This is a genomic window from Amycolatopsis keratiniphila subsp. keratiniphila, from assembly GCF_001620365.2.
GTDB lineage: Bacteria > Actinomycetota > Actinomycetes > Mycobacteriales > Pseudonocardiaceae > Amycolatopsis > Amycolatopsis keratiniphila.
In genome coordinates this window covers 130,872-156,534 of the sequence record NZ_LQMT02000029.1, presented here as the reverse complement: position 1 = coordinate 156,534, position 25,663 = coordinate 130,872, and the positions used below count along the sequence as shown (strand labels likewise).

At 70.1% G+C, this 25,663-nt stretch carries 24 protein-coding genes; 13 read left to right on the top strand and 11 right to left on the bottom strand.

What is annotated here, in order from left to right; genetic code table 11:
• Positions 1 to 34 precede the first annotated feature (34 nt).
• Positions 35 to 505, top strand: coding sequence for a MarR family winged helix-turn-helix transcriptional regulator (locus AVR91_RS28315; RefSeq protein ID WP_063272107.1), 471 nt, complete (start codon positions 35 to 37; stop codon positions 503 to 505).
• Between the two features lie 149 nt (positions 506 to 654).
• Positions 655 to 2,262, top strand: a complete 1,608-nt coding sequence (locus AVR91_RS28310; protein ID WP_063272108.1) for an ABC-F family ATP-binding cassette domain-containing protein — start codon at positions 655 to 657, stop codon at positions 2,260 to 2,262.
• 72 nt (positions 2,263 to 2,334) lie between these two features.
• Here the strand turns inward: AVR91_RS28310 and mshC are convergent, their stop codons facing one another.
• The 4 genes from mshC to AVR91_RS28290 all read right to left on the bottom strand — a co-directional run bounded on the left by mshC (position 2,335) and on the right by AVR91_RS28290 (position 7,785).
• Positions 2,335 to 3,573 carry a cysteine--1-D-myo-inosityl 2-amino-2-deoxy-alpha-D-glucopyranoside ligase gene (mshC, locus tag AVR91_RS28305; RefSeq protein ID WP_043848111.1) on the bottom strand — a complete coding sequence of 413 codons (1,239 nt, stop codon included), beginning with the start codon at positions 3,571 to 3,573 and terminating at the stop codon, positions 2,335 to 2,337.
• 75 nt (positions 3,574 to 3,648) lie between these two features.
• Positions 3,649 to 4,413 carry a MerR family transcriptional regulator gene (locus tag AVR91_RS28300; RefSeq protein ID WP_063272109.1) on the bottom strand — a complete coding sequence of 255 codons (765 nt, stop codon included), beginning with the start codon at positions 4,411 to 4,413 and terminating at the stop codon, positions 3,649 to 3,651.
• 19 nt (positions 4,414 to 4,432) lie between these two features.
• Positions 4,433 to 6,391, bottom strand: coding sequence for a vWA domain-containing protein (locus tag AVR91_RS28295; RefSeq protein WP_063272110.1), 1,959 nt, complete (start codon positions 6,389 to 6,391; stop codon positions 4,433 to 4,435).
• A complete protein-coding gene (locus AVR91_RS28290) occupies positions 6,388 to 7,785 on the bottom strand; it encodes an ATP-binding protein (protein WP_063272111.1) in 1,398 nt (465 codons plus the stop codon). The genes AVR91_RS28295 and AVR91_RS28290 overlap by 4 nt, the downstream gene beginning before the upstream one ends.
• Before the next feature lie 240 nt (positions 7,786 to 8,025).
• Here AVR91_RS28290 and AVR91_RS28285 point away from each other — a divergent pair, with 240 nt between their 5' ends.
• Positions 8,026 to 8,823: a hypothetical protein gene (locus AVR91_RS28285; RefSeq protein ID WP_063272112.1), complete on the top strand. Its 798-nt coding sequence runs from the start codon at positions 8,026 to 8,028 to the stop codon at positions 8,821 to 8,823.
• Between the two features lie 4 nt (positions 8,824 to 8,827).
• On the opposite strand, the gene AVR91_RS28280 is transcribed toward AVR91_RS28285, so the two are convergent.
• Together AVR91_RS28280 and AVR91_RS28275 are read right to left on the bottom strand one after the other, a co-directional pair.
• Positions 8,828 to 9,448, bottom strand: a complete 621-nt coding sequence (locus AVR91_RS28280) for a VC0807 family protein (RefSeq protein ID WP_063272113.1) — start codon at positions 9,446 to 9,448, stop codon at positions 8,828 to 8,830.
• The gene (locus AVR91_RS28275; protein WP_063272114.1) at positions 9,445 to 10,329 is read right to left on the bottom strand and encodes an alpha/beta fold hydrolase; all 885 of its coding nucleotides are present in this window, start codon (positions 10,327 to 10,329) and stop codon (positions 9,445 to 9,447) included. Before AVR91_RS28275 ends, AVR91_RS28280 begins: the two co-directional genes overlap by 4 nt.
• A gap of 89 nt (positions 10,330 to 10,418) precedes the next feature.
• Between AVR91_RS28275 and AVR91_RS28270 the strand changes: the two genes are divergently transcribed.
• Complete coding sequence (locus AVR91_RS28270) at positions 10,419 to 10,982, top strand: TetR/AcrR family transcriptional regulator (RefSeq protein ID WP_063272115.1); 564 nt, start codon at positions 10,419 to 10,421, stop codon at positions 10,980 to 10,982.
• A gap of 250 nt (positions 10,983 to 11,232) precedes the next feature.
• Here AVR91_RS28270 and AVR91_RS44450 read toward each other — a convergent pair whose 3' ends face one another.
• A complete protein-coding gene (locus AVR91_RS44450) occupies positions 11,233 to 12,180 on the bottom strand; it encodes a cold-shock protein (RefSeq protein WP_063272116.1) in 948 nt (315 codons plus the stop codon).
• Between the two features lie 155 nt (positions 12,181 to 12,335).
• Entirely contained in the window at positions 12,336 to 13,382 is a 1,047-nt protein-coding gene (locus tag AVR91_RS28260) for a ferrochelatase (RefSeq protein WP_063272117.1), read from the bottom strand.
• Positions 13,383 to 13,467: 85 nt separating this feature from the next.
• Here AVR91_RS28260 and AVR91_RS28255 point away from each other — a divergent pair, with 85 nt between their 5' ends.
• From AVR91_RS28255 to AVR91_RS28245, 3 genes are all read left to right on the top strand, one after another.
• Positions 13,468 to 14,052 (top strand): TetR/AcrR family transcriptional regulator, encoded by a 585-nt coding sequence (locus tag AVR91_RS28255; protein WP_063272118.1) that lies wholly within the window; start codon positions 13,468 to 13,470, stop codon positions 14,050 to 14,052.
• A 73-nt stretch (positions 14,053 to 14,125) separates the two neighbouring features.
• The gene (locus AVR91_RS28250; protein WP_063272119.1) at positions 14,126 to 15,307 is read left to right on the top strand and encodes a Cmx/CmrA family chloramphenicol efflux MFS transporter; all 1,182 of its coding nucleotides are present in this window, start codon (positions 14,126 to 14,128) and stop codon (positions 15,305 to 15,307) included.
• A gap of 9 nt (positions 15,308 to 15,316) precedes the next feature.
• Entirely contained in the window at positions 15,317 to 15,721 is a 405-nt protein-coding gene (locus AVR91_RS28245; protein ID WP_063272193.1) for a nuclear transport factor 2 family protein, read from the top strand.
• 64 nt (positions 15,722 to 15,785) lie between these two features.
• Here AVR91_RS28245 and fabI read toward each other — a convergent pair whose 3' ends face one another.
• Complete coding sequence (gene fabI / locus AVR91_RS28240) at positions 15,786 to 16,553, bottom strand: enoyl-ACP reductase FabI (RefSeq protein WP_063274927.1); 768 nt, start codon at positions 16,551 to 16,553, stop codon at positions 15,786 to 15,788.
• Between the two features lie 51 nt (positions 16,554 to 16,604).
• Positions 16,605 to 17,309 (bottom strand): beta-ketoacyl-ACP reductase, encoded by a 705-nt coding sequence (fabG, locus tag AVR91_RS28235; protein WP_016334125.1) that lies wholly within the window; start codon positions 17,307 to 17,309, stop codon positions 16,605 to 16,607.
• Positions 17,310 to 17,501: 192 nt separating this feature from the next.
• On the opposite strand from fabG, the gene AVR91_RS28230 reads away from it, so the two are divergent.
• From AVR91_RS28230 to AVR91_RS28205, 6 genes are all read left to right on the top strand, one after another.
• Positions 17,502 to 18,860, top strand: a complete 1,359-nt coding sequence (locus AVR91_RS28230) for an MFS transporter (protein ID WP_063274928.1) — start codon at positions 17,502 to 17,504, stop codon at positions 18,858 to 18,860.
• A gap of 16 nt (positions 18,861 to 18,876) precedes the next feature.
• Positions 18,877 to 19,539 (top strand): response regulator transcription factor, encoded by a 663-nt coding sequence (locus AVR91_RS28225; protein ID WP_172843495.1) that lies wholly within the window; start codon positions 18,877 to 18,879, stop codon positions 19,537 to 19,539.
• A 3-nt stretch (positions 19,540 to 19,542) separates the two neighbouring features.
• Entirely contained in the window at positions 19,543 to 20,946 is a 1,404-nt protein-coding gene (locus AVR91_RS28220) for a sensor histidine kinase (protein WP_063274930.1), read from the top strand.
• Complete coding sequence (locus AVR91_RS28215; RefSeq protein ID WP_063274931.1) at positions 20,943 to 21,884, top strand: TAXI family TRAP transporter solute-binding subunit; 942 nt, start codon at positions 20,943 to 20,945, stop codon at positions 21,882 to 21,884. Before AVR91_RS28220 ends, AVR91_RS28215 begins: the two co-directional genes overlap by 4 nt.
• Before the next feature lie 100 nt (positions 21,885 to 21,984).
• On the top strand, positions 21,985 to 23,271 hold the full coding sequence (locus AVR91_RS28210) for an alpha/beta hydrolase family protein (protein WP_063274932.1): 1,287 nt from the start codon (positions 21,985 to 21,987) through the stop codon (positions 23,269 to 23,271).
• Positions 23,272 to 23,556: 285 nt separating this feature from the next.
• Positions 23,557 to 23,988 (top strand): acyl-CoA thioesterase, encoded by a 432-nt coding sequence (locus AVR91_RS28205; RefSeq protein WP_063273699.1) that lies wholly within the window; start codon positions 23,557 to 23,559, stop codon positions 23,986 to 23,988.
• Here AVR91_RS28205 and AVR91_RS28200 read toward each other — a convergent pair.
• On the bottom strand, positions 23,976 to 25,571 hold the full coding sequence (locus AVR91_RS28200) for an alkaline phosphatase D family protein (protein WP_063273698.1): 1,596 nt from the start codon (positions 25,569 to 25,571) through the stop codon (positions 23,976 to 23,978). The genes AVR91_RS28205 and AVR91_RS28200 overlap by 13 nt on opposite strands.
• Positions 25,572 to 25,663 lie beyond the last annotated feature (92 nt).

The following is a 25,663-nucleotide window of genomic DNA, read 5'->3' as shown; positions in this document are numbered from 1 at the left end:
ACTGCACAGTTCACTTACTGCACAAAGGAATCACGTGCCTGACCAGCGAGAACTCGCCACCGCGGCGGCTTTGGAGATCCCCCGGTTCGTCAGCGCGACCGTCCTGTTCCAGACGGCCATGGCGGAACGGCTCGGGATCAGCCCCACCGAACTGCACGGGCTCCAGCTGGTCATCAGTGGCGCCGCGACCTCGCCGACCCGGCTGGCACGGGCGCTCGGCATGACCACGGGCGCGGTGACGCGGATGCTCGACCGGATGGAGACGCGGCGGCTGGTCGAGCGTGTCCCCGATCCGGCCGACCGCCGCCGTCTCGCGATCCGCCCGCTCCCGGACCGGCTCGACGACGTCGCCGACCTCTACTCCCCCATGGCCCGGTTTTTCGGCGACCGCCTCGGCAACCTGGACCGGCGCCAGCTAACCGCACTGCTCGGCGTCCTGACCGACGGGCGCGCGTTCGCCGAACGAGAGGCCGCTCGCCTGCGCTCCGAAAAAGGGGTTGACTAACGCTACAGGTGTTGCGTTAGACTTCTCGCATCATGGACAACTGACATCGCGCCTTCCCCGCTCCGAGGCGGCTTCGGTCGAGCACGGCTCCCGTAAGCCACGAGGCCCGGCGGGGTTCCCCTATGTCCGCGGAAGCACGGTGATGTCGTATGTCTCTTTCCCTGATCGCCAAAGACCTCGTCCACTCCTACGGTGCCCGCGTCGTCCTCGACGGCGTGAACCTGACGGCTTCGGCCGGGCAGCGGCTCGGACTGGTCGGCGAGAACGGCGTCGGCAAGTCCACGCTCCTGCGCTTGCTCGCCGGGGTCGAGGAGCCACAGGGCGGTGAAGTGCTCCGCGGCGACGACCTCGGATTCCTCTTGCAGGAGTTGCCTTTCCCGCTCACCGCGCGGTTCTCCGACGTCATCGACGACGCCCTCGCCGAGATCCGGCAGGCGTCGGCGAGACTCGACGAACTGACCGCGGCGCTCGCCCGGGAGCCGGACGACGCCGCCGTGCTCGACGAGTACGGCACGGTGCTCGAATGGGCCCAGGCGCACGACCTGTGGGACGCCGACCGGCGCGCCGAGGTCGTGTGCGCGGGGCTCGGACTGGCCGGGATCGACCCGGCGCGCGAACTCGGCACGCTGTCGGGCGGCCAGCGCTCGCGACTCGGCCTCGCCGCGTTGCTCATCCGGCGGCCGGGCACCCTGGTCCTGGACGAGCCGACGAACCATCTCGACGACGCCGCGATGGAGTTCCTCGAACAGCATCTCGCTTCGCTGACCGGTGTCCTCGTGCTGTCGTCGCACGATCGCGTGTTCCTCGACGCGGTGTGCACCGACATCGTCGACCTCGACCCGGCGCTGGGCGGCCCGACCCGGTACGGCGGCACGTATTCCGACTACCTGGACCAGAAACGGGCCGAACGGGCGCGCTGGGAACAGCGCTACGCCGAGGAACAGGACGAGCTCAAGGAACTGCGCGAATCGGTGGCCGTCACCGCGCGCAACGTCGCGCACAACCGGCCGCAGCGCGACAACGCCAAGATGCTCTACGACTTCAAGACCGGGAGGGTGCAGAAGCAGATCTCACGCCGGGTCCGCAACGCCCAGCTACGGCTGGACGAACTGGAACGCGACCAGGTGCGGAAACCGCCCGCGCCACTGCGGTTCCAGGGCGATCTGACCGGCGAGCCAGGCGAGGGGAAGACGGCGATCTCGGTACGGGACATCGAGATCGCGGGACGACTACGGCTGGCGACCCTGGATGTCACGACCACGTCGAGGCTCCTGGTCACCGGCGGCAACGGCGCAGGGAAGTCGACGCTGCTGTCCGTCCTCGCCGGCTCGCTGACCCCGGACTCCGGCACCGTCCTTTCCGGACGCGGGGTGCGGATCGGCCTGCTGGCACAGGACGTCGTGTTCGCCGAGCCGGAGAAGACCGCGCAACGGACCTACGCCGAGACCCTCGGCGAGGACGCTCCCCCGTTGCGCGGGCTGGGATTGCTGGCTCCGCGTGATCTCGGGACCCGGGTGGGCGCGCTGTCCGTCGGGCAGCGGCGACGGCTCGCGCTGGCGTTGCTCATCGCCGACCCGCCGGAGGTGCTCCTGCTGGACGAGCCGACGAACCACATCTCGCTCACGTTGGCCGAGGAGTTGTTCACCGCGCTCGATTCCGCGCCGGGTGCCGTCGTAATCGCGTCTCATGATCGATGGCTGCGGCGGGATTGGGCGGGTGACCACCTCCGGCTGGAAGCCGGTCGCGTCGCCGTGTAGGGCGTTATACAGATGTCAGGAAAGGGTCGTTCAGGACGAAAGATGTCCTGAACGACCCTTTCCTGACGTTCCTCAGAGCTCGATGCCGAGCAGTGCGTCGACCGCGTTCCGGATCAGCCCGGGCGCGGCCGGGTCGGTGCCGGAACGGTTCAGCGCCTGCTCCACCCACGCGTCGACGGCCGCGAGCGCCTTGGGCGTGTCGAGGTCGTCGGTGAGGTGGTCACGCAGCCGCGCGACGGTGTCCTCCGCCGCCGGGCCCGTGGCGAGAGAGACCGCTTCGCGCCAGCGCGCCAGCCGTGCTTCGGCGTCGGTCTGCAACTGCGCGGTCCACGGCCGGTCCTCGCGGTAGTGGCCGGCGAACAGCGCGAGCCGGATCGTGCCGGGGTCGACCTTGTCGGCGCGCAACCGCGAGACGAACACGAGGTTCCCCCGCGACTTCGACATCTTCTCGCCGTCGAGGCCGATCATCCCGGCGTGCACGTAATGCCGCGCGAACGGCCTGTCCCCCGCGACGGCCTCCGCGTGCGCGGCGCTGTACTCGTGGTGGGGGAAGATCAGGTCCGAACCGCCGCCCTGGACGTCGAAGCCGAGGCCCAGCCGGTTGACCGCGATCGCGCTGCACTCGATGTGCCAGCCCGGCCTGCCCGCGCCCAGTTCGGACTCCCACGACGGCTCGCCCGGACGCGCCATGCGCCACAACAGCGCGTCGAGCGGGTGCTGCTTGCCGGGACGGTCCGGGTCGCCGCCGCGTTCGGCGAAGAACTTCGCCATGGTCTCGGCATCGTAGTTCGACTCGGAACCGAAGTGCCCGGTGGCGTTGTGGTCGAAGTAGATGTCCGGGTACTCGGCGTCGTCCGCGCGGTAGGCGCTGCCGTTGGCCAGCAGCTTGGCGATGACCTCGACGATCTCCGGGATGCTCTCGACGGCGCCGACGAACTGCCGCGGCGGCAGCACCCGCAACGCGGTCATGTCCTCGCGGAACAACGCCGTCTCACGCATGCCGAGGACGACCCAGTCGTCCTTGTCGCGCTCGGCGCGCTCCAACAGGGGCTCGTCGATGTCCGTCACGTTCTGCACGTAGTGGACTTCGTGCCCGGCGTCCCGCCACAGGCGGTTCACCAGGTCGAACGTCAGGTACGTGGCCGCGTGCCCCAGATGGGTGGCGTCGTACGGCGTGATGCCGCAGACGTACATCCGGGCGGTGGACCCGGGCGCGGTGGGACGGATCTGTCCCGTCGCGGTGTCGTGGAGCCGCAGCGGACGGGGGGTGCCGGGGATACGGGGCACGTCGACCGATGACCAAGTCTGCATACCCCGACTGTAAGCGGAGCCGCCGCGCCGTTCCCGCCCGGTGGGAGACGAACACGGCCGGAGTAACCGTAATCGCTATCCGCCCGCCCGGTCCGCGTTCGCGTTGACGGCGTCACGGATGTACTCGCCGAGGCCCGGCCGCTGGTCCGGCTCACGCACCAGGAAGCCGAGCTGGACCGGTTCGGTCGCGTACAGCCCGGCGAGCTCACGGTGCGTGGTGAAATCGCAGTCGCCCATGAACGCCGCGAGCATCCGGCGGTGTTCCTCGGCGAGGTCCATCGCCGGGACGCTGACGGCGGGCGCGCCGGAGTCGAAGACGGCGAGCAACCGCCGGACCCAGTCCTCCCGGACCTTCTCCGCCTCGATCCAGTCCTCCTTGGACCGCGGCACGGCCGCCGCCCGCCACTGCGGCGTCTCGCCCCATCGACGGACGGCCTCCTCCGCGTAGCCCTCCGGCGCGCGGAACTCGCCGAAGACCTCGAACCGCTCCTCCGGGGTCAGCGCGTTCCCGACCTCCTTCGCCGCGATCACCCGCTCGACGGATTCGGCCATCCGCGTCAGCTCGCCGATCCGTTCGGCGAGCAACGCGCGCTGACGCCGCAGGTGCTCCAGCGCGTCGACACCCGGGTCTTCGATCACCTTCGCGATCGTGTCGAGGCCGAACCCGAGCTCCCGGTAGAACAGGACGCGCTGGAGCCGGTCGAGGTCGTCGTCGCTGTAGCTGCGGTACCCCGCGGTCGTCCGCCCGCTCGGGGACAGCAGGCCGATCTCGTCGTAGTGGTGCAGCGTGCGCACGGTGACGCCCGAGAGCGCCGCGACCTTCCCGACCGAGTACCCCATCGGGCCAGCGTAGGCGAGTTCAGCGCTTCCTGGTCCGCAGGTAGTCGCCGACCACGGCGGCACCGAGCCCGTCGAGGTCCGGAGCGACCACCCGGCCGCCGGAGCGGCGGGCGAGCAGGTCGACGAACTCCGTCAGCCGCGGGTCGTCCCCGAGCCGGAAGACCGTCACCGACGCACCCAGCTTAGCCATCCGGTCCACTTCGGACAGCGTCTTCAGCAGTGTCCTCGGCTGGGGCGGGTAGTCGAATTCCGCCGATCCGTCCGGTTCCAGATGTGCGGTCGGCTCGCCGTCGGTGACCATCAGGACCACCGGCTGCGCGTCGGGATGCCGCCGCAGATGCCGTCCGGCCAGTAACAGGGCGTGGTGCGCGTTGGTGCCCTGTTCCCAGGTGCCCTCCAGGCCCACCAATTCGGCCAGTTCGACCGAAGTGGCGTACCGGCCGAAGGTGATCAGCTGGAGAGCGTCGTTGCGGAACCGGGTGCTGATCAGCTGGTGCAGCGCGAGCGCCGTCCGCTTCATCGGCAGCCAGCGGCCCTCCTGCACCATCGACCACGAGGTGTCCACGAGCAACGCCACCACCGCGCGCGACCGGTGCTCGGTCTCGATCACCTCGACGTCGGAAACGTCCATCCGGACCGATCGCTCCCCCACCGAAACCGAGCGCAGGACGGAGTTGCGCACCGTCCTGGAGACGTCCCACGGCTGCATGTCCCCGAACCGCCACGGCCTGGTCGCGCCGGTCGGCTCGCCCGCGGCGCCCGCGGACTCGGTCTCCCGCTGTCCGGTCTTGCCGCGCAGCGAGTTCACGACGTCCGCGAGCGCGGTCTCCCCCAGCCGTCGCAACGCCTTGGGAGACAGTCGAAGCGTGCCATCGGGAGCCCGTTCGAAGAGCCCTTGCCGCCGGAGTTCGCGTTCCAGTTCGGACAGCCGCCGCGCGTCGACGCCGGCGTCCGGGCCGAGCTGGCGCGTCAGCGCGTCGACGTCGATGTCCTCCAGCCTGGCGCCGGGATACGACTGGCCAAGCTGTTCGGCCAGCGCGTCCAGTTCGGCGAGATCGGACATCGCCCGGGCACCTTCGCCGAGGCCCATCGGATCGTCGCCACGGAACCGTTCCGAAGACGTCCAATCCTCACCGGGCCGTAGCGCTCGCAGCTGGGCATCCAAAGTGGACAGTTGTTGCGCGAGCCACGGGTCGCCGAACGCCTGCTGTGACAGCTCGGCCAGTTCGGCCCGCTGTTCGGGAGTCATCGAGTTCAGCATCCGCTGCGCGGCCGCGGCACGGGCGGCGAGGACGTCGATCAGCTCCTCGACGTTCTTCGGGTTCTCGGGGAAGAATTCGCCGTGCTGACGCATGAACTCCGCGAACCGTTCCGGGACGTCCTCGCGACCCTGGGCATGCGCGGCCAGGAGGTCGTTGAGGTCGGCGAGCATGCGGTTCGCCTGCTCGACCTGTTCCGGCCCGGCGTTCCGCAGTGCCTCCTTCATCCCTTCGAACCGGGAATCCAGCAGCTCACGGCCGAGCAGATCGCGGATCTTCTCGTAGTTCTCCCTGCCCTCCCGCGAACGCCAGTCGTACTCGGCGAGTTCGCGCACCGCCGCGGCCGTCCCCGGCGGCAACGCGTCCAGCTGTGCCTCGCGGAACCGCGCGTCGTCGTCCGGGTCGGGGAACAGCTCGCGCCGCTCGGCCTCCAGCGCCTGGTCGAGAAGCCGTTGGACCTCTTGGAGCGTGCCGTCGAGCCGGTGCCTCCGCTGGATCTCCGACCGGCGCTGCCAGAGCCGCCTGGTCAGCTCGTCGAGCCCCGCGGTGCGAGGTGTTCCGCGCCGCAACAGCTCTTCGAGCGCGGACCGTGGCGAGGCACCCGCCATCACGTCGCGGCCGATCTCGTCGAGCGCGTCCCGCAGGTCGGCCGGCGGCGCCAGCGGATCGGGGCCGTCGTGCCACGGCCCGTACGAATACCCCTCCGGAAGGAAACTCATCGGCCGTAAACGGTCGTCGAGTCGTCCGAGTCCTTGGCGAGCCTCCTCGACAGGAACAGGGATTCCAGCGCCAGCTCGACCGCGGCCGCGATCCGCCCCGCCGGTTCGTCCGGCGCGACGCCCGCACGCGCCGCGACGTCGTGCAGCACCGGCAGTTCGGGCAGCGCGGCGAGGACGTCCTTGCCGGGGACGCGTTCCCCGGTGGCCACCAGATGCCCGGACTCGACGGCGTCGGCCAGCGGCAGCAGGTCCAGACCGGCGAACCGCGAGCGGGCCGTCTCCGCGACCGCCCGGCGAAGCAGGTGCACGAGGTGTTCGGTCTCGCGTCCCTCCTCCCCCGGTTCGAATTCGAGTTTGCCGCGCAGGACGGCGGGCACGGCGTCGAGATCGACCGGGCGCGCCACCGCGGGCTCCTCGCCGGTCAGCGCGGACCGACGCAACGCAGCGGCGCCGACCGTTTCCGCCGCCGCGACGGCGAACCGGGCCGAAACCCCGGACCGCTGGTCGATCGCCGTCGACTCGCGCAGGTTCCGCACGAACCGCGCGAGCACCTCCAGCAGGGGCTCGCCGACCTCGGCGACCAGATGAGCCTCCTGCCGGACGACCGCGATCTCCGCCTCGACGTCGAGCGGGTAGTGCGTGCGGATCTCGGCGCCGAACCGGTCCTTGAGCGGGGTGATGATGCGACCGCGGTTGGTGTAGTCCTCCGGGTTGGCGGTCGCCACCAGCAGCACGTCCAGCGGCAGGCGCAGGGTGTAGCCGCGAACCTGGATGTCGCGTTCCTCCATCACGTTCAGCAGCGCGACCTGGATGCGTTCGGCGAGGTCCGGCAGCTCGTTGATCGCCACGATGCCGCGGTGGGCGCGCGGGACGAGTCCGAAGTGGATGGTCTCGGGATCGCCGAGGCTGCGGCCTTCCGCGACCTTCACCGGATCGACGTCGCCGATCAGGTCGCCGACCGAGGTGTCCGGTGTGGCCAGCTTCTCGGTGTACCGCTCGTCCCGGTGGCGCCAGGTCACCGGGAGGGCGTCGCCGAGTTCGGCGGCACGGCGGCGCGACTCCGGGGTGATCGGGTCGAGCGGGTGCTCACCCAGCTCGGCGCCCTCGATGACAGGCGTCCATTCGTCGAGAAGTCCCGCGAGGGTACGCAACAGCCGGGTCTTGCCCTGGCCGCGTTCGCCGAGGAGGACGACGTCGTGGCCGGCCAGCAGCGCGCGTTCCAGCTGGGGCAGCACGGTGCGCGAGAAGCCGACGATGCCGGGCCAGGCGTCTTCGCCGGCACGGAGCTTGGCGAGCAGGTTGTCGTGCAGTTCTTGGTTGATCGACCGCGGCAGGTGACCCGCCGCGCGGAGGTCCCCGGCGGTCCGGGGCAGGTTTGCGGGAACATCGTTCACCCGTTCGACGCTACGTCGCGGGCGTGGTCGCTGTCGACGTGAACCAACTCCAGCTCCGCATCAACCGTTCGATTGAGAGATCTTCGAGAGATCGGGCGATGTGGCGGCTGCGTCTGTCCTGCAGGCTTGACGCATGCCCGAACCGTCCGTTCCGACCGCACGTCGATGAGAGGAGAAGTCAAACCGGGGTTAACCCGCCCATTTCCTGGTTTCGCCGAAAGCACGACTAAAATCTGTCCGGTGTGCCGTCCTAGTGCGACCCTCGCGGTCTGGTCTTCGGCGTGGCTGAACGGAGCCGCGGCCTCCGACGACGTCCTTGACGCCCTGCAGGTCTGGGGCGAAGCCCACGACTTCGTCGCCGCCGACGCTGCGGCCGCCGAGGCGTTCGACCTGCCGCTCGCGTTCAACCGGGCCGCGACCCCGGTCCAACTGCTGCTCGCCCTGCGCGCGCAGGGGGCCAAGAGCATGCAGCTGCTGCTCCCCGTGCCCGGTGACGTCCGGGGGCTGGGTGGCCGCGGGCCGTTCGCCGAGGCCGCGCTGCGGACCGGTGAGGCCGTCGTGCTGCCGGATCTCGGCTACGGCGTGGTCCCCGAGGCGATCGCCGAAGGCCTCATGCGCTGGACCGTGTACTCGGTGCCCATGCCGGGCGTCCTCGAATACCGCCCGCTGGGCGAGGCCGAACACGGCCTGACCGACGCCATCCGCGCGAGCGCTGGTGCGCTGCAGGCGTTGGACGTCGCCAGCGAACGGCCGGGGGTGCGGGCGGAGCTCTCCGCACGGCTCCGGGCGGCCACCGACGCGCCCTGGCCCGCCGGAATGCCCAGCCGGGCGCTCCGGGTGCTCCAACGATCTCAGGAGATCGCGGCGATCCTCGCCATCGCGGAATCCGACGATCCGGGCGGAGCGCTCACCTCGTCGGCGGCGCTTCGGCGGGCGGAGGCGTTGCGGCCGCTGACCGAAGCCGTCCGCAACGCCCGGTGCGCGGCGATCAACGAAGCGGTGCGGGTGTTCGCCGAGCAGGCGGACAGGCACCCGTAGGTCCTCAGGGGGCCACCGCATGCTTTTTCTGGATTTTTTCGGCATAGCGGACGGACCACAGCGAGAGTCCGCCGATGACGGCGAGCAGCAGGATCACGCTCAGCGCGTTCATCACGTCGGCCGACAGGGTGTAGACCAGCGGCACCCGGACCACGGCCTCCAGCAGCAGCGCGATTCCCCACACCGCCGACATCCGGGTGAACGCCCGCCGGAAACCGGGGACCTCGTCGCCGAGGCGGTCGATCTCCGCGCGTTTCGCCGCATTGGAACCGGCCCGCACGGCGACGAGCACCATGGGCGTGCGGCTGAAGCAGCTCAGCAACAGCACGATCGCGGCCGTCGCGGTGCCGAAGGATTCCTTCAGCAGCAGGAACTTCGCGTCACCGGTGACCAGCGAGAGCACGAGCCCGACCCCGAGCACACCGGCCAGCAACGCGGCGAAGCCGTCGAAAGACCGGTCGCGGACGGCGACCCACGCGATCCGCGCCGCGGCCACGACCGCTCCGGCCAGCAGCGAAATCTGCTCGTTCTGGCCGGCGAGCCGGAGCCCGTAGTAGGCGGCCAGCGGAAGCGCGACGTCCCAGAGCAGCAACGACAGCGTGGGGTTCTTGCCGCGCGCGGTCACGAGCCCGCTTCGCAGTCGGTCAGGAACTTCAGGACGCGCGCGTTGACCTCGGTCGCGGATTCGCCGGCGATGGCGTGGGTCGCCGACGGCCACAGTTCGACCTGTCCCCGCGCCAGGAGCTCGCGGGCACGGGCGGCGGCGCGGTCCGGATCGTGGATGACGCTGCGCCCGGCGATCAGGGCCAGCACGGGCATCCGCAGCGAGCGCAACTGCTCGTCGGTGAACAACCTGGGCGACGGCAGGGCGATGCGGTAGGTCCGCATCCCCTCGTCGATCACCCGCGCGACGGGATCCGAGGCGTCGACCTCCGCGCCGCCGGAAATCCAGTCGAGGAACGAAGGTCGGGCCCATCGGTTGATGCCGGGGATCGCGGCGAGCGTGGCTCGGACGACCAGCCCGGCGGTCAAGCCACCGAACGTCAGCACAGGGTCGATCACAGTGAGCGACCTCAGCCGTTCCGGCGCCCGCACCGCGAGGTTGGCGGCGAGCCAGCCCCCGAACGAGTACCCGATCAGGTGCACGGACGGCAAGCCGAGTTCCGTGAGCACCGTGGTCAGCCACGCGGCTTGATCCGCGCCGTCGCGGATCGGCGCGGTCTGTTCACTGCGCCCCGCCTCGCCGATGAGGTCCACCGCGTAGACCTCGCCGTGCCCGAGCAGCGCCGTGAGGTTAGGTTCCCACATCACCGCGGTCCCCGCGCGGCCGGGCAGCAGCACGATCGGTGTCCCGCCCGGCTGCCCGAACCGGTACACGCGCGCCACCCCGAACGCCGTCTGGATGTCGTGCACTCCGGCCGGCGCGGGCAAAGCCGCCAAACCTCGGTCGTAAACGGCCTCGTACTCGGCTCGCGCCGCCGACGAGGCGAAACCGCCCACCTTCATTCGCACCCCTCCTCTTTACGGTACGATCGGATTGTAAACAGGTTCGTGAGAAGTTTGCAATCCGTTCGGACTGCCAAAAGGAGGAGTGGGTGCCCAAACGAGTCGATCACGAGGACCGGCGACGGCAGATCGCCGCGGCCGTTCGCCGCATCGCGGCCGACCGGGGACTCGAAGGGGTCAGCCTGAACGAAGTCGCGGCCGAAGCCGGTATCTCGAAGGGGTTCGTCCAGCACTACTTCGCGTCACGTGACGACATGCTGCGCTTCGCGGCGACCACCCTGCGAGGCGGAGTCGAGGAGCGCATCGCCACCCCGCTTCGTGTCCGGGACCTGCTCATCGCCTTGCTCCCCCTCGACGACGCGGGCCGGGACGACGCGTTGGTCGCCAACGCCTTCCTGGTGCGCGCACTGAAGGATCCGGAGATCGCCGGCCACTTCCGGACCGGCCACGGGCTGCTTCGCGACGCGGTGGCGGCTCTGCTCTCCGCTGCCCAGGCGGACGGCGAGCTCGTTCAGTGCGTCGACCCGGCCGCGGAAGCCGTCCTTCTGCTGTCCCTGGTTTCGGGTCTCGGTGACGCGGTGTTGCTCGGCTACCAATCCGGCGACGAGGCCATCGCCCTGATCGATCTGCACCTGTCGAGGATCGCCGCCTGACCATGGCAGATCACTGGTCAGGTCCGCCGCAGCCCCCGTCACTCGGCTCAGCCGAGGAAACGCGACCTTCACGTACTCAAGGGTGTGTCACTGCGTAACCTGCCGGTCCTGGTCGCCGATCGTGGGCAGTCGTGGCGAAGACCGGCTCCGGCAGCTGATCGAACTCCTGATCCCGTCCCGACCAGCGCCGCGCGGTCCGGGTGGGCGGCCCCGGATCGGAAGTGATCAGCCATCGGCCGGGGCAGCCTCTTCAGAGGCGTTCGATGCGGTCGGCCTGCGGGCCCCGGTCGCTCTGACGCACCGCGTACCGGACCCGGTCACCCTTCTGCAGCGGCTCCGACCCCATGATCACGGACGCGTGGGCGAAGAGATCGTCGCCGCCTGCGTCCGGGGTGATGAAGCCGAAGCCACGGTCGGCGTCGTAGCGCGCGACGACGCCCTCGCCGCCTCGTACGGGCACGTCCCGCGCCGCCGGCCCCGCGGCCGCGGCAGGTGCCGACCGCTGCGGCGCCGCCTGGGGCTCGGCGCCCCGGACCAGGTGCACGTCGCGGGCCTGCGGGCCCTTGTCTCCACTAGTCACCTCGTAGGCGACGCGGTCGCCCTCCGCGAGCCACGTCAGCCCCTCGGCCAGGGCCCGGGCGTGAACGAAGACGTCCCCGGCACCGGAGTCGGGGTTGATGAAGCCGAAGCCCTTGTCCTCGTCGTACCAGGCCACCGTGCCGTCGGCACCGTCCGCGATACCAGCCGCAGCGGGTGAGCCGGCCCCTGCTCCCAGCGGGATCACGTGCCCGGCCTGCGGGCCGCGCTCGCCTTCGACGATCAGGAAGGCCACCCGCTGCCCTTCGGTGACCACGCCGCCGGTCACGATGGCGGAGCTGTGCACGAAGATGTCGGCGCCGCCGCCGTCCGGCGACGCGAAGCCGTACCCCTTGCCCGGCTCGTACCAGTTGACGGTGCCGAGCAGGCCCACGGCGCTGCCGGTGGCCGCATCGGCGGTGACGCGAACGCGCAGCGCCTGGGGCCCGCGGTCGTTCTCGCCGACCTCGAACACGACGGCCTGACCCTCGCGGAGCACTTTCACGCCGCCGTCCCCGACGATCTCGGAGGCGTGCACGAACACGTCCGGCGAGCCGTCCTCGGGCGCGAGGAAGCCGAAACCCCGTTCGACATCGAACCAACGGACGGTTCCTTGCGGCATAAAAGGCTCCAGGTCGAGAGGGCGGGCACTGGCCCTCAGTCTCCCTGACAGCCCTCTGGTCCGTCAGGCCGGGCCCACGGACGGACGGTGCGGAGCCAGAGGCGTGCCGTTGGTTCACCTAGCGACACGCCGAACCACTCACCAGCGCTGAGCCCTTACGGACGCGCGGGCCTCTTCGCGGGCTCGCAGCAGCCCACCGCGCAAGGCGCCCCGTTGATCGTGCACCCGGCCGCCGGGAACGGCGACAGCTTCCGCGCCGGCGCCCCCTCGGTGTGCTCCCGGATCAGCTCCACGACGAGTTCCGCGAACCGCGGGTCGGTGTCCGGCGTGGCGGCCCGCGCGAAGCCCATGCCGTGCTCCGCGGCCCGCTCGGCGGCTTCGTTGTCGAGGTCCCAGATCACCTCGAGGTGGTCGGACACGAAACCGACCGGGCAGACCACCACCGAAGTGACGCCTTCCTCGTGCAGTGCGTCGATGTGGTCGACGATGTCCGGCTCCAGCCACGGCACCTGCGGCGGGCCGGAGCGCGACTGCCAGACGACGTCGTAGGTCTCGATCCCCGCTTCGGCCGCGACGAGCCGGGCCGCTTCGGCGATCTGGCGCGAGTAACGCCGTCCGCCTTCCGACGGCGGGCCGGACGCCTTGTCGGCAGACTCGGGCACCGAGTGCGCGCAGAACACCGTCCTGGTCCCGGGTTGGTTCCCCAGTTTCGCGTGCGCGGCCCGGACGGCGTCGGCGAAGGCGGCGATGAACAACGGGTGGTCGAAGAACTGCCGCAGCTTCACCAGTTCCGGCGCGCCGTCGCCGACCGACGCACGGGCACGCTCGATGTCCTCGTCGTACTGACGGCAGGCGGAATAGCCGCCGTACGCGCTCGTGGGGAACACCAGGACGCGCTGCGCACCCGCCTCGGTGATTTCGGCCAGGGTGTCCTCGACCATCGGCCGCCAGTTGCGGTTGCCGAAGTGGACGGGCAGATCGATCCCGGCGGCCGCGAGTTGCTTCTCGACCGCGGAGATCGCGTCCCGGTTCAGCCGGTTGATCGGCGAGACCCCGCCGAAGTGCTGGTAGTGCTCGGAGACTTCGAGCAGCCGTTCTCGGGGGACCCCCCGTCCCCGCGTGACGTTCTCCAGGAACGGCATCACCTCGTCGGGTCCCTCGGGACCACCGAACGAAAGCCAAAGCAGCGCGTCGTAACCCACGCTGCCATCTTGCCGCTGTGGCGCCCCGCACGCTGACCCGGCCCATTTTGAACCGACCGATCCAAAACCTGGTACGGTCGCTTCCATGGCCAGACCGAAGGAATTCGACGAGCGCGCCGCGGTCGGCCGCGCGATGGACGCGTTCTGGGCACGCGGTTACGAGGGCACGTCGACACAGGCCCTCTGCGAAGCCACCGGGTTGGGCCGCAGCAGCATCTACAACACCTTCACCAGCAAGCACGCGCTGTTCATGCGCGCGCTCGACCACTACGCCGAACGCGGAATCACCGCCAGGACCGCCCTGCTGGAGGAATCCGGGACCGGCGTCGAGCGGTTCCGCGCCCTGTTCGCGTACACGATCGACGAGGAAGTCGAGCATCACGGCCGGGGCTGCCTCGTGGTCAACACGGTGGCGGAGTTCGGCGAGCGCGATCCCGAGGTCAAGGCGAGGATCGACGCCGACACCCGGCGGCACCTCGCCCTTCTTTCGGCCTGCGCCAAGGAAGGACAACTCGACGGGACGATCGACGGCCGCCGCGAACCCGGCGCCGTCGCCGAGTTCGCGCACAGCACCGTCGCCGGGCTCCGGCTGATGTCCCGGCGTGGCGCCGGGCGAGCGGCCATGGAGGCCGTCGCGGCCATCGCGCTGGACGCGATCGCCGCGAAGTAGACCCAAACGATCCCCTTGCGCGCAACGCTGCCCACATTTTGGACTGAACGATACAAAACTGGAGGGAATTCCCGTGCCTTTGGCGGTCTGCGTACTCGGACTGAGCGTGTTCGCGCTCGGCACCTCCGAGTTCATGATCACCGGCCTGCTACCGGGGATGGCGGCCGATCTGAACGTCGGCATCCCGGAGGCCGGGCTGCTCATCTCGGCCTTCGCGATCGGCATGGTCGTCGGCGCTCCCCTGCTCGCGATCGCGACGCTGAGGGTGCCGAGGCGCGCCACCCTGATGGCCCTGCTCGTCGTCTTCGGGCTCTCGCACGTCGTCGGCGCACTGAGCTCGGGGTACGCCCTGCTCTTCGCGACGCGCGTCGTCAGCGCGGTCGCCTGCGCCGGGTTCTGGGCGGTCGCGGCGGCCACCGCCGTCGCGCTCGTCCCGGTCGAGCGCCGCGGCCGCGCGCTCGCCATCCTGGTCGGCGGCCTCACCGTCGCGAACATCGCCGGCGTCCCCGCCGGGACCTTCCTCGGCCAGCACGCGGGCTGGCGAGCGGCGTTCTGGGCGGTCACGGCGCTGACCGTGATCGCGCTGATCGGGGTCTTCGCCCTCGTCCCTGAAACCCAGAACGGCGAGGACAAAACCGACGTCGCGACCGAACTGCGGCTCTACCGAGGCGGCCGGTTCTGGCTGGCGCTCGGCGTGATCGCGCTCGCGCAGGCGATGATCTTCGCGACCTTCAGCTACCTCGCGCCCCTGCTGACCGAGGTCGCCGGGCTGCCGGAAAGCTGGGTGCCGGGTGTGCTCTCCCTGTTCGGACTCGGTGCGCTGATCGGGATCACCGCAGGCGGCAGGCTCGCCGACGCGAGGCCCTTCGCGACCCTCTACGGCGGCCTCGGCGTCGCCCTGGTCGCCCTGATCCTGCTCGCGCTCTCCGGCCCGGCGACCCCGCTCGCGATCATCGCCGTGTTCCTGTTCGGCGTCGCCGGGTTCGGGGTCAATCCCGCCTTGAACGTCCGCGCCTTCGCCGTGGCGGGCAACGCGCCCACGCTCGTCGGTGCGAGCACGACCGCCGCGTTCAACGTCGGCAACACGGTCGGCCCGTGGCTCGGCGGCGAGTCGATCGACGCCGGTCTCGGCTATCCGAGCGTGGCGTGGGTGAGCGTCGGGCTCGGGGTCGCCACCGTCGTCGCCCTCACCTTCGCCGCCGGTGTCCAGCGCACCGACGACACCCGAATGCTCCGCGAACCCGTTACCCAGTAAGGAGAAATGATGCCCGAACGAACCAAGGCCACCCTCGACGAGTTCTTCCGCCGACTGTCCACAGGGGACGCTGACGGCGCCTCCGAACTCTTCGCCGACAGTGTCGCGTGGGACATCCCCGGCGCCACCGAGCTGGTCCCGTGGATCGGCCCGCGCCGGAACCGGGCGGAGGTCCGCGAGTTCTTCGACCTGCTCGACAAGGGGCTCGTCAAAGACCGGTTCGACGTCGAGCGCGTCCTCGTCGACGGACGTCACGCCGTCGCGATCGGCCGCCTGCGCTCGACGATCCGCAGCACCGGCAAGGTGATCCAGACGGCCTTCAGCCTCGAATTCGAGGTGGACGACGACGGCCGGATCACCAAGTACCTGATGCTCGAGGACTCCTGGCACGTCGCGAACGCCGTCCTCCCCTGACACGCGTGAAGGCCCCCTTCCCGCGGCTGAGCCGAGGGAAGGGGGCCTTCACGCGCATCGAGACCTAGATGCCGAGGGCGTGCACTCCGCCGTCGACCATGATCATCGAGCCGGTGGTGGCGGGCAGCCAGTCCGACAGAACGGCGCAGACGGACTTCGCCGTCGGGTCCGGGTCGGAGCTGTCCCAGCCGAGCGGCGCGCGGTCGCCCCAGCCCTCCTCCAGTTCGGAGAAGCCCGGGATCGACTTCGCGGCCATGGTCTTCATCGGACCGGCGCTGACCAGGTTGACCCGGATCCCCTTCGGGCCGAGGTCGCGCGCCAGGTACCGGTTCACCGACTCCAGCGCCGCCTTTGCCACGCCCATCCAGTTGTAGACGGGCCACGCGACGCGCGCGTCGAAGTCCATGCCGACGATCGACGAACCGCGCGAAAGCAGCGGCAGCGTCGCAACGGCCAGGGCCTTGAAGGAGAACGCCGAGACGTCGACGGCAACCTTCACGTCCTCGCCCGGGGCGTCCAGGAACGGCGCGCCGAGGCAGGACTGCGGGGCGAACCCGATCGAGTGCAGCACCCCGTCGAGCCCGTCGACGTGCTCACGCACGCGGTCGGAGAGCGAGTCGAGGTGCTCCTGGTTGGTGACGTCCAGCTCCAGCACCGGCGCAGGCTCGGGGAGCCGCTTGGCGATGCGCTCGACGAGCGACAGCCTGCCGAAGCCGGTGAGCACGACCTTCGCGCCCTCCTGCTGCGCGATCTTGGCCGCGTGGAACGCGAGCGAGGCGTCGGTGATGACGCCGGTGATCAGCAGGCGCTTGCCTTCGAGCAGTCCTGGCACGGGACCTCCAGTCCGGAGTGGTTTTGCTATCGGTACGGGAAAACGGGGACGTCAGTGGCCCATGCCGAGGCCGCCGTCGACCGGCAGCACCGCACCGTTGACGTACCCGGCCTCTTCCGAGGCGAGGTAACGGACGGCGGCGGCGATCTCCGACGGTTCGGCGTACCGGCCGGAGGGAACCTGGGCGAGGATCTCCTTCTTGCGGTCCTCGCCGAGCTCGTCGGTCATGTCCGTGGCGACGAAGCCCGGCGCGATGACGTTCGAGGTGATGTTGCGCGAGCCCAGCTCACGCGCCAGCGAACGGGCGAGACCGACGAGGCCCGCCTTGCTGGCCGCGTAGTTGACCTGCCCGGCCGAACCGGTGAGACCGACGACGGACGAGATGAAGATGTAGCGGCCCCACTTGCCGCGCAGCATGCCGCGGGAGGCGCGCTTGGCCACCCGGTACGCGCCGGTGAGGTTGGCGTCGACCACACGGGTGAACTGCTCCTCGCTCATCCGCATGAGGAGGGTGTCGTCGGTCATGCCGGCGTTCGCGACGAGGACCTCGACCGGGCCCTGGTGCTCCTCGACGAGCTTGAACGCGGCGTCGATCTGCTCGGCGTCCGTGACGTCGGCCTGCACCCCGAAGAGGCCTTCGGGCGCGCCGGAACCGCGGTGCGTGATCGCGACCTTGTGCCCCTGCGCCGCGAGGTCCTTCGCGATCGCCAAACCGATGCCGCGGTTGCCGCCGGTGACCAGTACCGACCGTCCCACTTCAGCTCTCCTCGCCTCGTCCTGTCGCGCTGACGGCACTGAGGTTATCGGCTCGCCAGGTTCGCGCCGGAGCCGCGGCACCCCTACCTCCGGGTAACCGCGACCGTCCTAAGCGGATGTTAGGAACCGCGCCGAAACCTTGCCCGGCCGTCACGGATTGTTCACCGTGAGCCGGAACACAGGAGGTCAAAGATGACAACCCGGATCGGCGAATCCACGCCGCCCGTGAGCGAACGTCGAGTCGTCGGCAACGTGCTGCGCGGCTCGATCGGCAACCTGGTCGAGTGGTATGACTGGTACGCCTACGCCGCCTTCACCACGTACTTCGCGAAGTCCTTCTTCCCCACCAAGGACACGACGGCGGCCTTCCTCGGCACCGCGGCGGTCTTCGCCGTCGGCTTCCTCATGCGGCCGCTCGGCGGCTGGATGCTCGGCCGGTTCGCCGACCGGTTCGGGCGACGAAGCGCACTCGTGCTTTCCGTCACGTTGATGGCGACGGGGTCGTTGATGATCGCCGTGACGCCGACCTACGCCTCGATCGGGATCGCCGCGCCGATCCTGCTGCTGGTGGCCCGGCTCATCCAAGGGCTTTCGGTCGGCGGCGAGTATTCGACCTCCGCGACCTATCTGTCCGAAGTGGCCACTCCGGGCAAGCGCGGCTTCTACTCCAGTTTCCAGTACGTGACGCTCTACGGTGGCCAGTTGCTGGCGCTGGGTCTCCAGCTGCTCCTGCAGGCCGTGCTGACCGAGCAGCAGCTGACCTCGTGGGGCTGGCGAATCGCCTTCGTCGTCGGCGCGCTCGCCGCGGTCGTGGTGATGGTCCTGCGCCGCGGGATGGACGAGTCGGCCAGTTTCGAGGAGACGAAGGCCTCCGGCACCGGCAAGGACGCGGGGGACAAGGGCACCCTGCGCGCGCTGATCAAGTACCCCAAGGAGATCGCGCTCGTCGTCGGCCTCACCCTCGGCGGCACGGTGTCGTTCTACACCTTCGCCACCTACAGCCAGAAGTTCATGGAGAACACCGCGGGCATCCCGCGCCGGACGGTCACGCTGATCCTGTTCTGCGCGATCCTGGTCGCCGCGATCCTGCAGCCGTTCGCGGGCAAGCTCTCCGACCGGATCGGCCGCCGTCCGCTGCTGATGTTCTTCGGTATCGCCGGCACGCTGCTGACCGTCCCGATCATGACGCTGATGGGCGGGACGAACCAGCCGGTGCTCGCCTTCCTGCTGATGCTGGCCGGGCTGGTGATCGTCACCGGGTACACCTCGATCAACGCGATCGTGAAGGCCGAGCTGTTCCCGACGAAGATCCGCGCCATCGGTGTCGGTCTCCCCTACGCGCTCACCGTGGCGATCTTCGGCGGCACCGCCGAGCTCATCGCGCAGGCGCTCAAGGGGGCGGGCCACGAATCGGTGTTCTTCTACTACGTCGCGGGCTGTGTCCTGGTGTCGCTGATCGTGTACGGCACAATGCGGGAAACCTCGAAGACCTCGGAGCTGGACAAGAAGAAGCAGCCCGAGCCCGAACTCGTGTCCGGCCGCGAAGGCTAGGCGGGAAGGTGTGGCCGTGCGGGTGCTGCTCGTCGAGGACGACGCCGGTGTCGCCGACGCGCTCGCCGAAGCGCTGCAGTCACGCGGCCACACCGTCTCCCACGCGATCCGCGGCAGCGACGCGTTGCACCGGCATCGAGCCGCGGACGTGATCCTGCTGGATCTCAACCTGCCCGACATGCACGGTCTCGATGTACTCAGGAAGGTCCGTCAGGTGTCATCGGTGCCGGTGCTCGTGCTCACCGCGAGCGGGGACGAACGGTCCGTGGTGCGCGGGCTGCGGCTCGGTGCCGACGACTACCTGACGAAACCGGTCCGCCTCGCCGAACTGCTGGCGAGGATGGACGCGGTCGTCCGCCGCGCCACCGTCTCCGCGGCACCGCAGGACGGCGTCGTACGCGTCGAGGACGTCGAGATCGACCTCGGCGCGCGGCGTGTCCTGGTCGACGGGCACGACATCGGGCTCACCGCCAAGGAATTCGCCGTCCTGGCGGTACTCGCCGCCCGGCCCGGAACCGCGGTGAGCCGCCAGCAGCTGATGGACGAGGTCTGGGGCGACGCCTACCTCGCCGTCTCCCGTTCGCTCGACGTGCACCTGACCCAGTTGCGCGCGAAGCTCGACCGGCCGGGCCTGCTGACCACCATCCGGGGCTTCGGCTACCGGCTCGGCCGGGACTGACCGGTGCGCACCCGGCTGCTGGTCGTCCTCGTGGCCCTCGCGCTGACGGTGGTCGCCGCGTTCGCGATCCCGCTGTTCGGTTCGACCGCCGCCCAGCGCACGCAGCAGCTCGTGATCGCCCGCAACGCCGACGTCGACCGTTTCGTCGTCCTCGCCCAGCAGGCGGTCGACGCCGCCGACCCGACCGCGCTGGCGGTCGACGCCGCGCGGTATTCGTCGTTATACGGCGAAGCGGTCGTGGTGGTCGACGCGCGGGGCGTGCCGCTGGTCGAAACCGGCGGGATGACCGCCGCGGAACCGGTGGTCCGCTCGCTCGTCGAGGCCGCGCTGCGCAACCAGCCCGCGAAGGGGCCGGAACAGTTCAGCCCGTGGTCGGCCGATCCGGTCCATTTCGCCCGTCCGGTGGGCACCGGGACCCGCGTGGCCGGCGTGGTCGTGCTCCGCGCGTCGGTGACCACGGCGGCGGCCGACGTCGCCGCGCGCTGGGCCGCGATCGTCGCGGGCGCGGTGCTGGTCGCGGCGGTGTTCGTGTTGCTCGCGGTCCTGCTGGCCCGCTGGATGCTGCGGCCACTGCACGAACTGGAGACCGGCGTGCAGGCGGTGACCGAAGGGCATCGCGCGCAGGTCCCCGACCGGGCCGGGCCCCGTGAGTTGCGGTCGCTCGCGACGTCCTTCAACCGGATGTCCGACGCGGTCGTCGAGGCGTCCGAACAGCAGCGGCGGCTGGTCGCGGACGCGTCGCATCAGCTGCGGAATCCCATGGCCGCCTTGCGGTTGCGGGTGGATTCGCTCGCCGCACAGGTCGACGGCGACGGCCAGCGGGCCTACCGGGCGACCGTCGCGGAGGTCGAACGCCTGGAGTCCCTGCTCGACGGGCTGCTCGCGCTGGCGCTCGCCGAAAGCGCCGCGACCCGGCTCGCCGCGGGCGAATCCGGTGACGAACCCTGCGATCTCCCCGCCGTCCTGGCCGAACGGGTCGACGCGTGGCGGCCCGCGGCCGAAGACGCCGGAGTGGGACTCGCGGCGTCCGAAGGCCACGACGAGCCGGTGCCGGTGCGGTGTGCGGAAAGCGAACTGGCGCAAGTGCTGGATGTGCTGCTGGACAACGCGGTGCACTACGCGGGGCGCGGCGCCACGATCACCACCGGCTACGAAACCGGTGACACGACGGCGACGCTCTTCGTGTCCGACAACGGTCCCGGTCTGTCCAAAGAGGACCGGGAACGCGCGACCGAACGCTTCTGGCGGGCCGGTGGCGACGGCGCCCCGCGCGGCACGGGCCTCGGCCTCGCGATCGCGAGCCAGCACGTGCTCGCCAGGGGCGGGAAGCTCGAACTGCGCGAGGCGGAACCGCACGGGCTCGAGGTCCGCGTCGAACTCCCTCTAGCGGCAGGGGAAAAACCATGACCGTCACCAGGCGCACCGCGCTCCTCTCCGGGCTCGCGACCCTCACGGGCTGCTCGACCGCGGGCTATCGGGGCGAGGAGCGCGAGGTCGTCATCGCGGCGGGCGAGAACGGCGGTTTCTATCTGGCCTTCGCGGAACTCCTCGCCCAGCAGCTGAACCGGGCCGAGCCGCGGCTGCGGGCGACCGCCGTCGCCACCGAGGCCAGCGTCGAGAACCTGCGGCGGCTACGGGACGGCAGGGCCGATCTCGGGCTCGTCCTCGGAGACGTCGCCGAGTCCGCGTTCCTCGGAGCGGAACCGTTCTCCGTCCCGATCGCGTTCTCGGCCATCGGCCGCGTCTACGAGAACTACCACCAGCTCGTCGTCCGGGTGGACGGCGGCGTGCGGTCGCTCGCCGACCTCTCCGGACGGCCGGTGGCGATGGGCGCGAGCGGATCCGGCGTAGCGGTGTTCAGCACGCGCCTGTTCGCCCGCGCCGAAGTGCCCGTGAAGGCGAAGAACCTGCTGCTGGGCGAAGCGATCAACGCGCTGGCCGCGCACGAGGTCGACGCATTGCTCTGGTCCGGCGGGATCCCGACCCCCGCGCTCACCGAACTGAACCGGACCACCCCGATCACCCTTCTCCCGCTCGACGCCCATCTCCCCGCCCTGCGCGCGGGATACGGCCCGGTGTACGACCAGGTCCACGTCCCGGCGCAGGCCTATCAGGGAGTGGGCGAGCTGCGGACGATCGGCGTCGCGAACCTGCTGCTGGCCGCTCCTTCCCTGCCCGACGACGTCGCGGCCGCGGTGGCGCGGGTGCTGGCCGGGCACGCCGCCGATCTCGTCCCCGCCGCCGCGGTGGGGACGCAGTTCCTCGACGTCCGGACCCTGATCGGCACGGGAAAGGTCCCGCTGCATCCCGGAGCCGCTTCGGCCTACCGTGCCCTGCACGGGTGATCACGGCTCCATCTTCAGAGGGATGCGCGTCGCACCGGGGCGCTGCCAGGGTCGGAAACAGGCGGCCGCCGGGCCGCTCCGATCCGAAAGGACTCCAGCAGTGTCATCGAGACACACCAGGGTGGTGCGGGGTTCGGCGCTGATCGCGGGCCTCGCGCTCGCGGGCGGGCTCGCCACGGCGGCTCCCGCCGTCGCGGCCGACCAGGCCAAGCTCACCGCACCCGCCCTCACCGGCCCCTACGAGGTCGGCACCACCGACCTCCACCTCGTCGACCCGTCCCGCGCCGATCCGTGGAAACCGGAGCGGCGCCGGGAAGTCATGGCCACCGTCACCTATCCGGCGGACCGGTTCGCCGACGGACCGCGGGCGCCGTGGTTCACCCCCGGGATGAGCGCGGTCATCGACCAGGTGCTGGCGAGCGACGACTACCTCGGCCTGCCCGCGGGCTCCATCGACTGGGCATCGGCGAAGCGGCGCGCCGAACTCGGCGTGCCCGTCGCGCACGGCGCGCCGAAGCCAGTGACGCTCTTCTCGCCCGGCTTCGGTGCGCCTCGCGAGACGTACACGGCGATCGTCGACGACCTGGCCAGCCGCGGCTACGTGGTCGTCTCGCTTTCGCACACCTACGAGAGCGCCGCGGTGGAATTCCCTGGGGGGAGGCTCGAACCGGCCGTCCAGCAGGGCGAAGGACCCGAGTTCATGAAGAAGGCGCTCGACGCCCGGGTCGGTGACTTCCGCTTCGTTCTGGACCAGCTCGCGAAGATCACCCGTGGCGAGAATCCCGACGCGGAGAAGCGGCAGCTCCCCCGCGGCCTCGGCTGGTCACTCGACCTGTCCCGGGTCGGCGCCTACGGGCACTCCTACGGCGGATTCACCTCCGGCGAAACGATGGTGCACGACCGCAGGATCGACGCCGGGATCAACTTGGACGGTGCGATGGCGACCGCGTTCGGCTACCCGCCGGGCAGCGCCTACGTACCCGGCGAGGTCACCAAACGCGGTCTCGACCGGCCGTTCATGCTGATGGGCGCCGAGGGCGTCGACGAGAACGGCAAACCGCTCGAACACACGCACCGGCAGCCCGAATTCGACCGCAGCTGGGCGGATTTCTGGGCCAACCAGCGCGGGTGGAAGCGGGACCTCCTACTGCGCGGCGGCAGCACGCACATGGCCTACAGCGATCTGCAGGTCGTCGTGCCGCAGCTCGGTTCGCGAGTGGCGCCGGAGAAGCGGGAGGCGGTCATCGGCACCATCGATCCCCGCCGTTCGGTGGCCGCGCAGCGGGACTACATCGGCGCGTTCTTCGATCTGCACCTGAAGGGCCGCGACCGGCATCTGCTCGACGGCGAGTCGCCGCGTCATCCGAACATCGACTTCATCGACTGATCGGACGCGCGTGAAGGCCTCCTTCCCTGCCTTCAGCGTCAGGGTCCCGGCAAAGTCGGATGATGTCCACAAAGGACACCAACCGACAGGAAAATGTCCGTTTGATTCATATTCATCCGGTTTTTGATTGGGGTCGTGAGTGTTTTTGGTCGTTCTAACGACCAAAAACACTCACGACCCTTCACAAAACTTGACCAGGAAGGAGAGAGGCTTCAGGCACTGTCGCTCAAGTTCCTGGCATTGACTCCCAAGGTAGGGAACAGGGCCTTCACGTAGGTTGGAACCGTGACAGAGCCACGGAAACCGATCGTCGAGATGCCGCTGCGCGTGCGCTACCACGAATGCGACGGGCAGGGCATCGTGTTCAACGCGCACTACCTCGCCTATGTGGACATGGCCATGTTCGAGGTCGAGAAAGCCCTCTTCGGCTCCCACCAGGAGGCGGTGGCCCGCGGTGTCGACGTCGTCGTCGCCGAATCGAATCTCCGCTACCGCGCGCCTTGCCGCTACGACGACGAACTGGTCGTCGCCGTGTACCTGAATCACCTCGGCACGACGTCGCTGATCATCGACTTCGAGATCACTCGTGACGGCCGGCTGTGCGCGGAGGTCAAGACCCGCTACGTCTTCGTCGACCCGGCGACCCTCACGAAGGCGGCGCCGCCCGCGGCTGTCCGCGAGGCGTACGCCGCCTTCGTGCCCGCTCAGGCGGACTGAACGCCGGGCCGCCGGTCTTCGACGACGTAACTGGCCCGCGTGCTGATCGGCGCTCCGGGGGTGTTGACGTACGGCACCACCCGGAAGTCGCTGCGCCAGCGCTGCCGGTTGACGTTCACCCGGACGTAGCCGCGCTGGCTGTTGAAGAACTTCATGTGCGGGTTGGCCTTCAGCAGGTTCTCACCGCCGGGCGTCATGTCCGCGCCGTTCCCGCCGCTGGTGATCGACGTCCCCACGAACTCGCTCGCCACGGTCGGTGAACCGGGGTCGGCGAAGTCGCGCTTGAGGTCCCAGGCGTAGTTCTGGTGCCTGTCGCCGGTGATGACCACCAGGTTCCGCACCCCGCGGTCCTGCGCCGCGGCGAGCACGCGGTCGCGGTCGGCGACGTAGCCGTCCCACGGGTCGAGGTAGACGTTCGTGGCCTCACCCGCGTCGGTGTCGGTCTGGCCCATCGGCGCCTGGTTGCCGAGGATCTGCCACCGCGCGCGGGACCGCGAGAACCCGTCGAGCAGCCACTTCCGCTGCTCAGAGCCGAGCAGAGTGCGGTTCTCGTCGAACCGCTCGGTGCAGTTCGCCGACTGACCGTCGCCGCACGGCTGGTCGTCGCGGTACTGGCGGGTGTCGAGCATGGTGAAATCGGCCAGCGTGCCGTAGCTCAGCCGACGGTGAAGCCGCGCGTCCGGCCCCTTCGGCAGCTGGGCGATGCGGTACGGCAGGTGCTCGTACATCGCCTGGAACGCCTCGGCCCGCCGCTGCCGGAACACCGCCCGGTCCTGGTCCGGTTCCTTGTCGATCTGCGAGATGTCGCCCGCCCAGTTGTTCTCCACCTCGTGGTCGTCGTTGACGTGGATCCACGGGAAGGCGGCGTGCGCGGCCATCAGCGGCGCTTCGGATTTGTAGAGCGCGTACTGGAGCCGGTAGCGGGCCAGGTCGAAGGTCTCGCCCTTGAACTGCGGTCCCACCGGCGTCCCGCGGCCGACCCCGGTGACACCGCTTTCGTAGAGGTAGTCGCCCAGGTGCACGACCAGGTCGAGGTCCTCGGCCGCCATGTGGTCGTACGCGGTGAAGTGCCCGGCCTCCCAGTTCTGGCAGGACGCGAACGCGAAGTTCAGCTCACGCGGCGACGACCACGCGACCGGCGCCGTCCGGGTGCGTCCGACCGGCGAGATCTCACCGCCCGTGCGGAAGCGGTAGAAGTATTCGTGGTCCGGCGCGAGACCGTGGACCTCGGGGTGCACGGAGTGTCCGAGTTCGGGCGTGGCCACCACGGACCCGCGGCGGACCACGGCGCGGAAACGCTCGTCGAGGGATACTTCGTACTCGACGCGGACCGGCGTCCGCGGCATGCCGCCGAACCCGTCGGCCTCGTAGGGCTTCGGCGCGAGCCTGGTCCAGAGGACGACCCCGCCGGGCAACGGATCGCCCGACGCGACCCCGAGGGTGAACGGGTTACCGGCACCGCTGGCGAGCGGCATCGCGCCGGCGGCGTTCCAGGCACCGGTCCCCAGCAGGACGGCGGCCGCGCCGGCGGAGCCATAACCGAGGAAGCGACGCCGCGACAGGGGGTGAGGGAGCGAAGGCATGTAAGCCCTCCTGTGGTGGGATGGTCACGGGCGGGCCTCATGCTCGTCCGGCTTGATGGCCGCCCGGCCGCGCTCAGGCGAAGCGCCCGTGA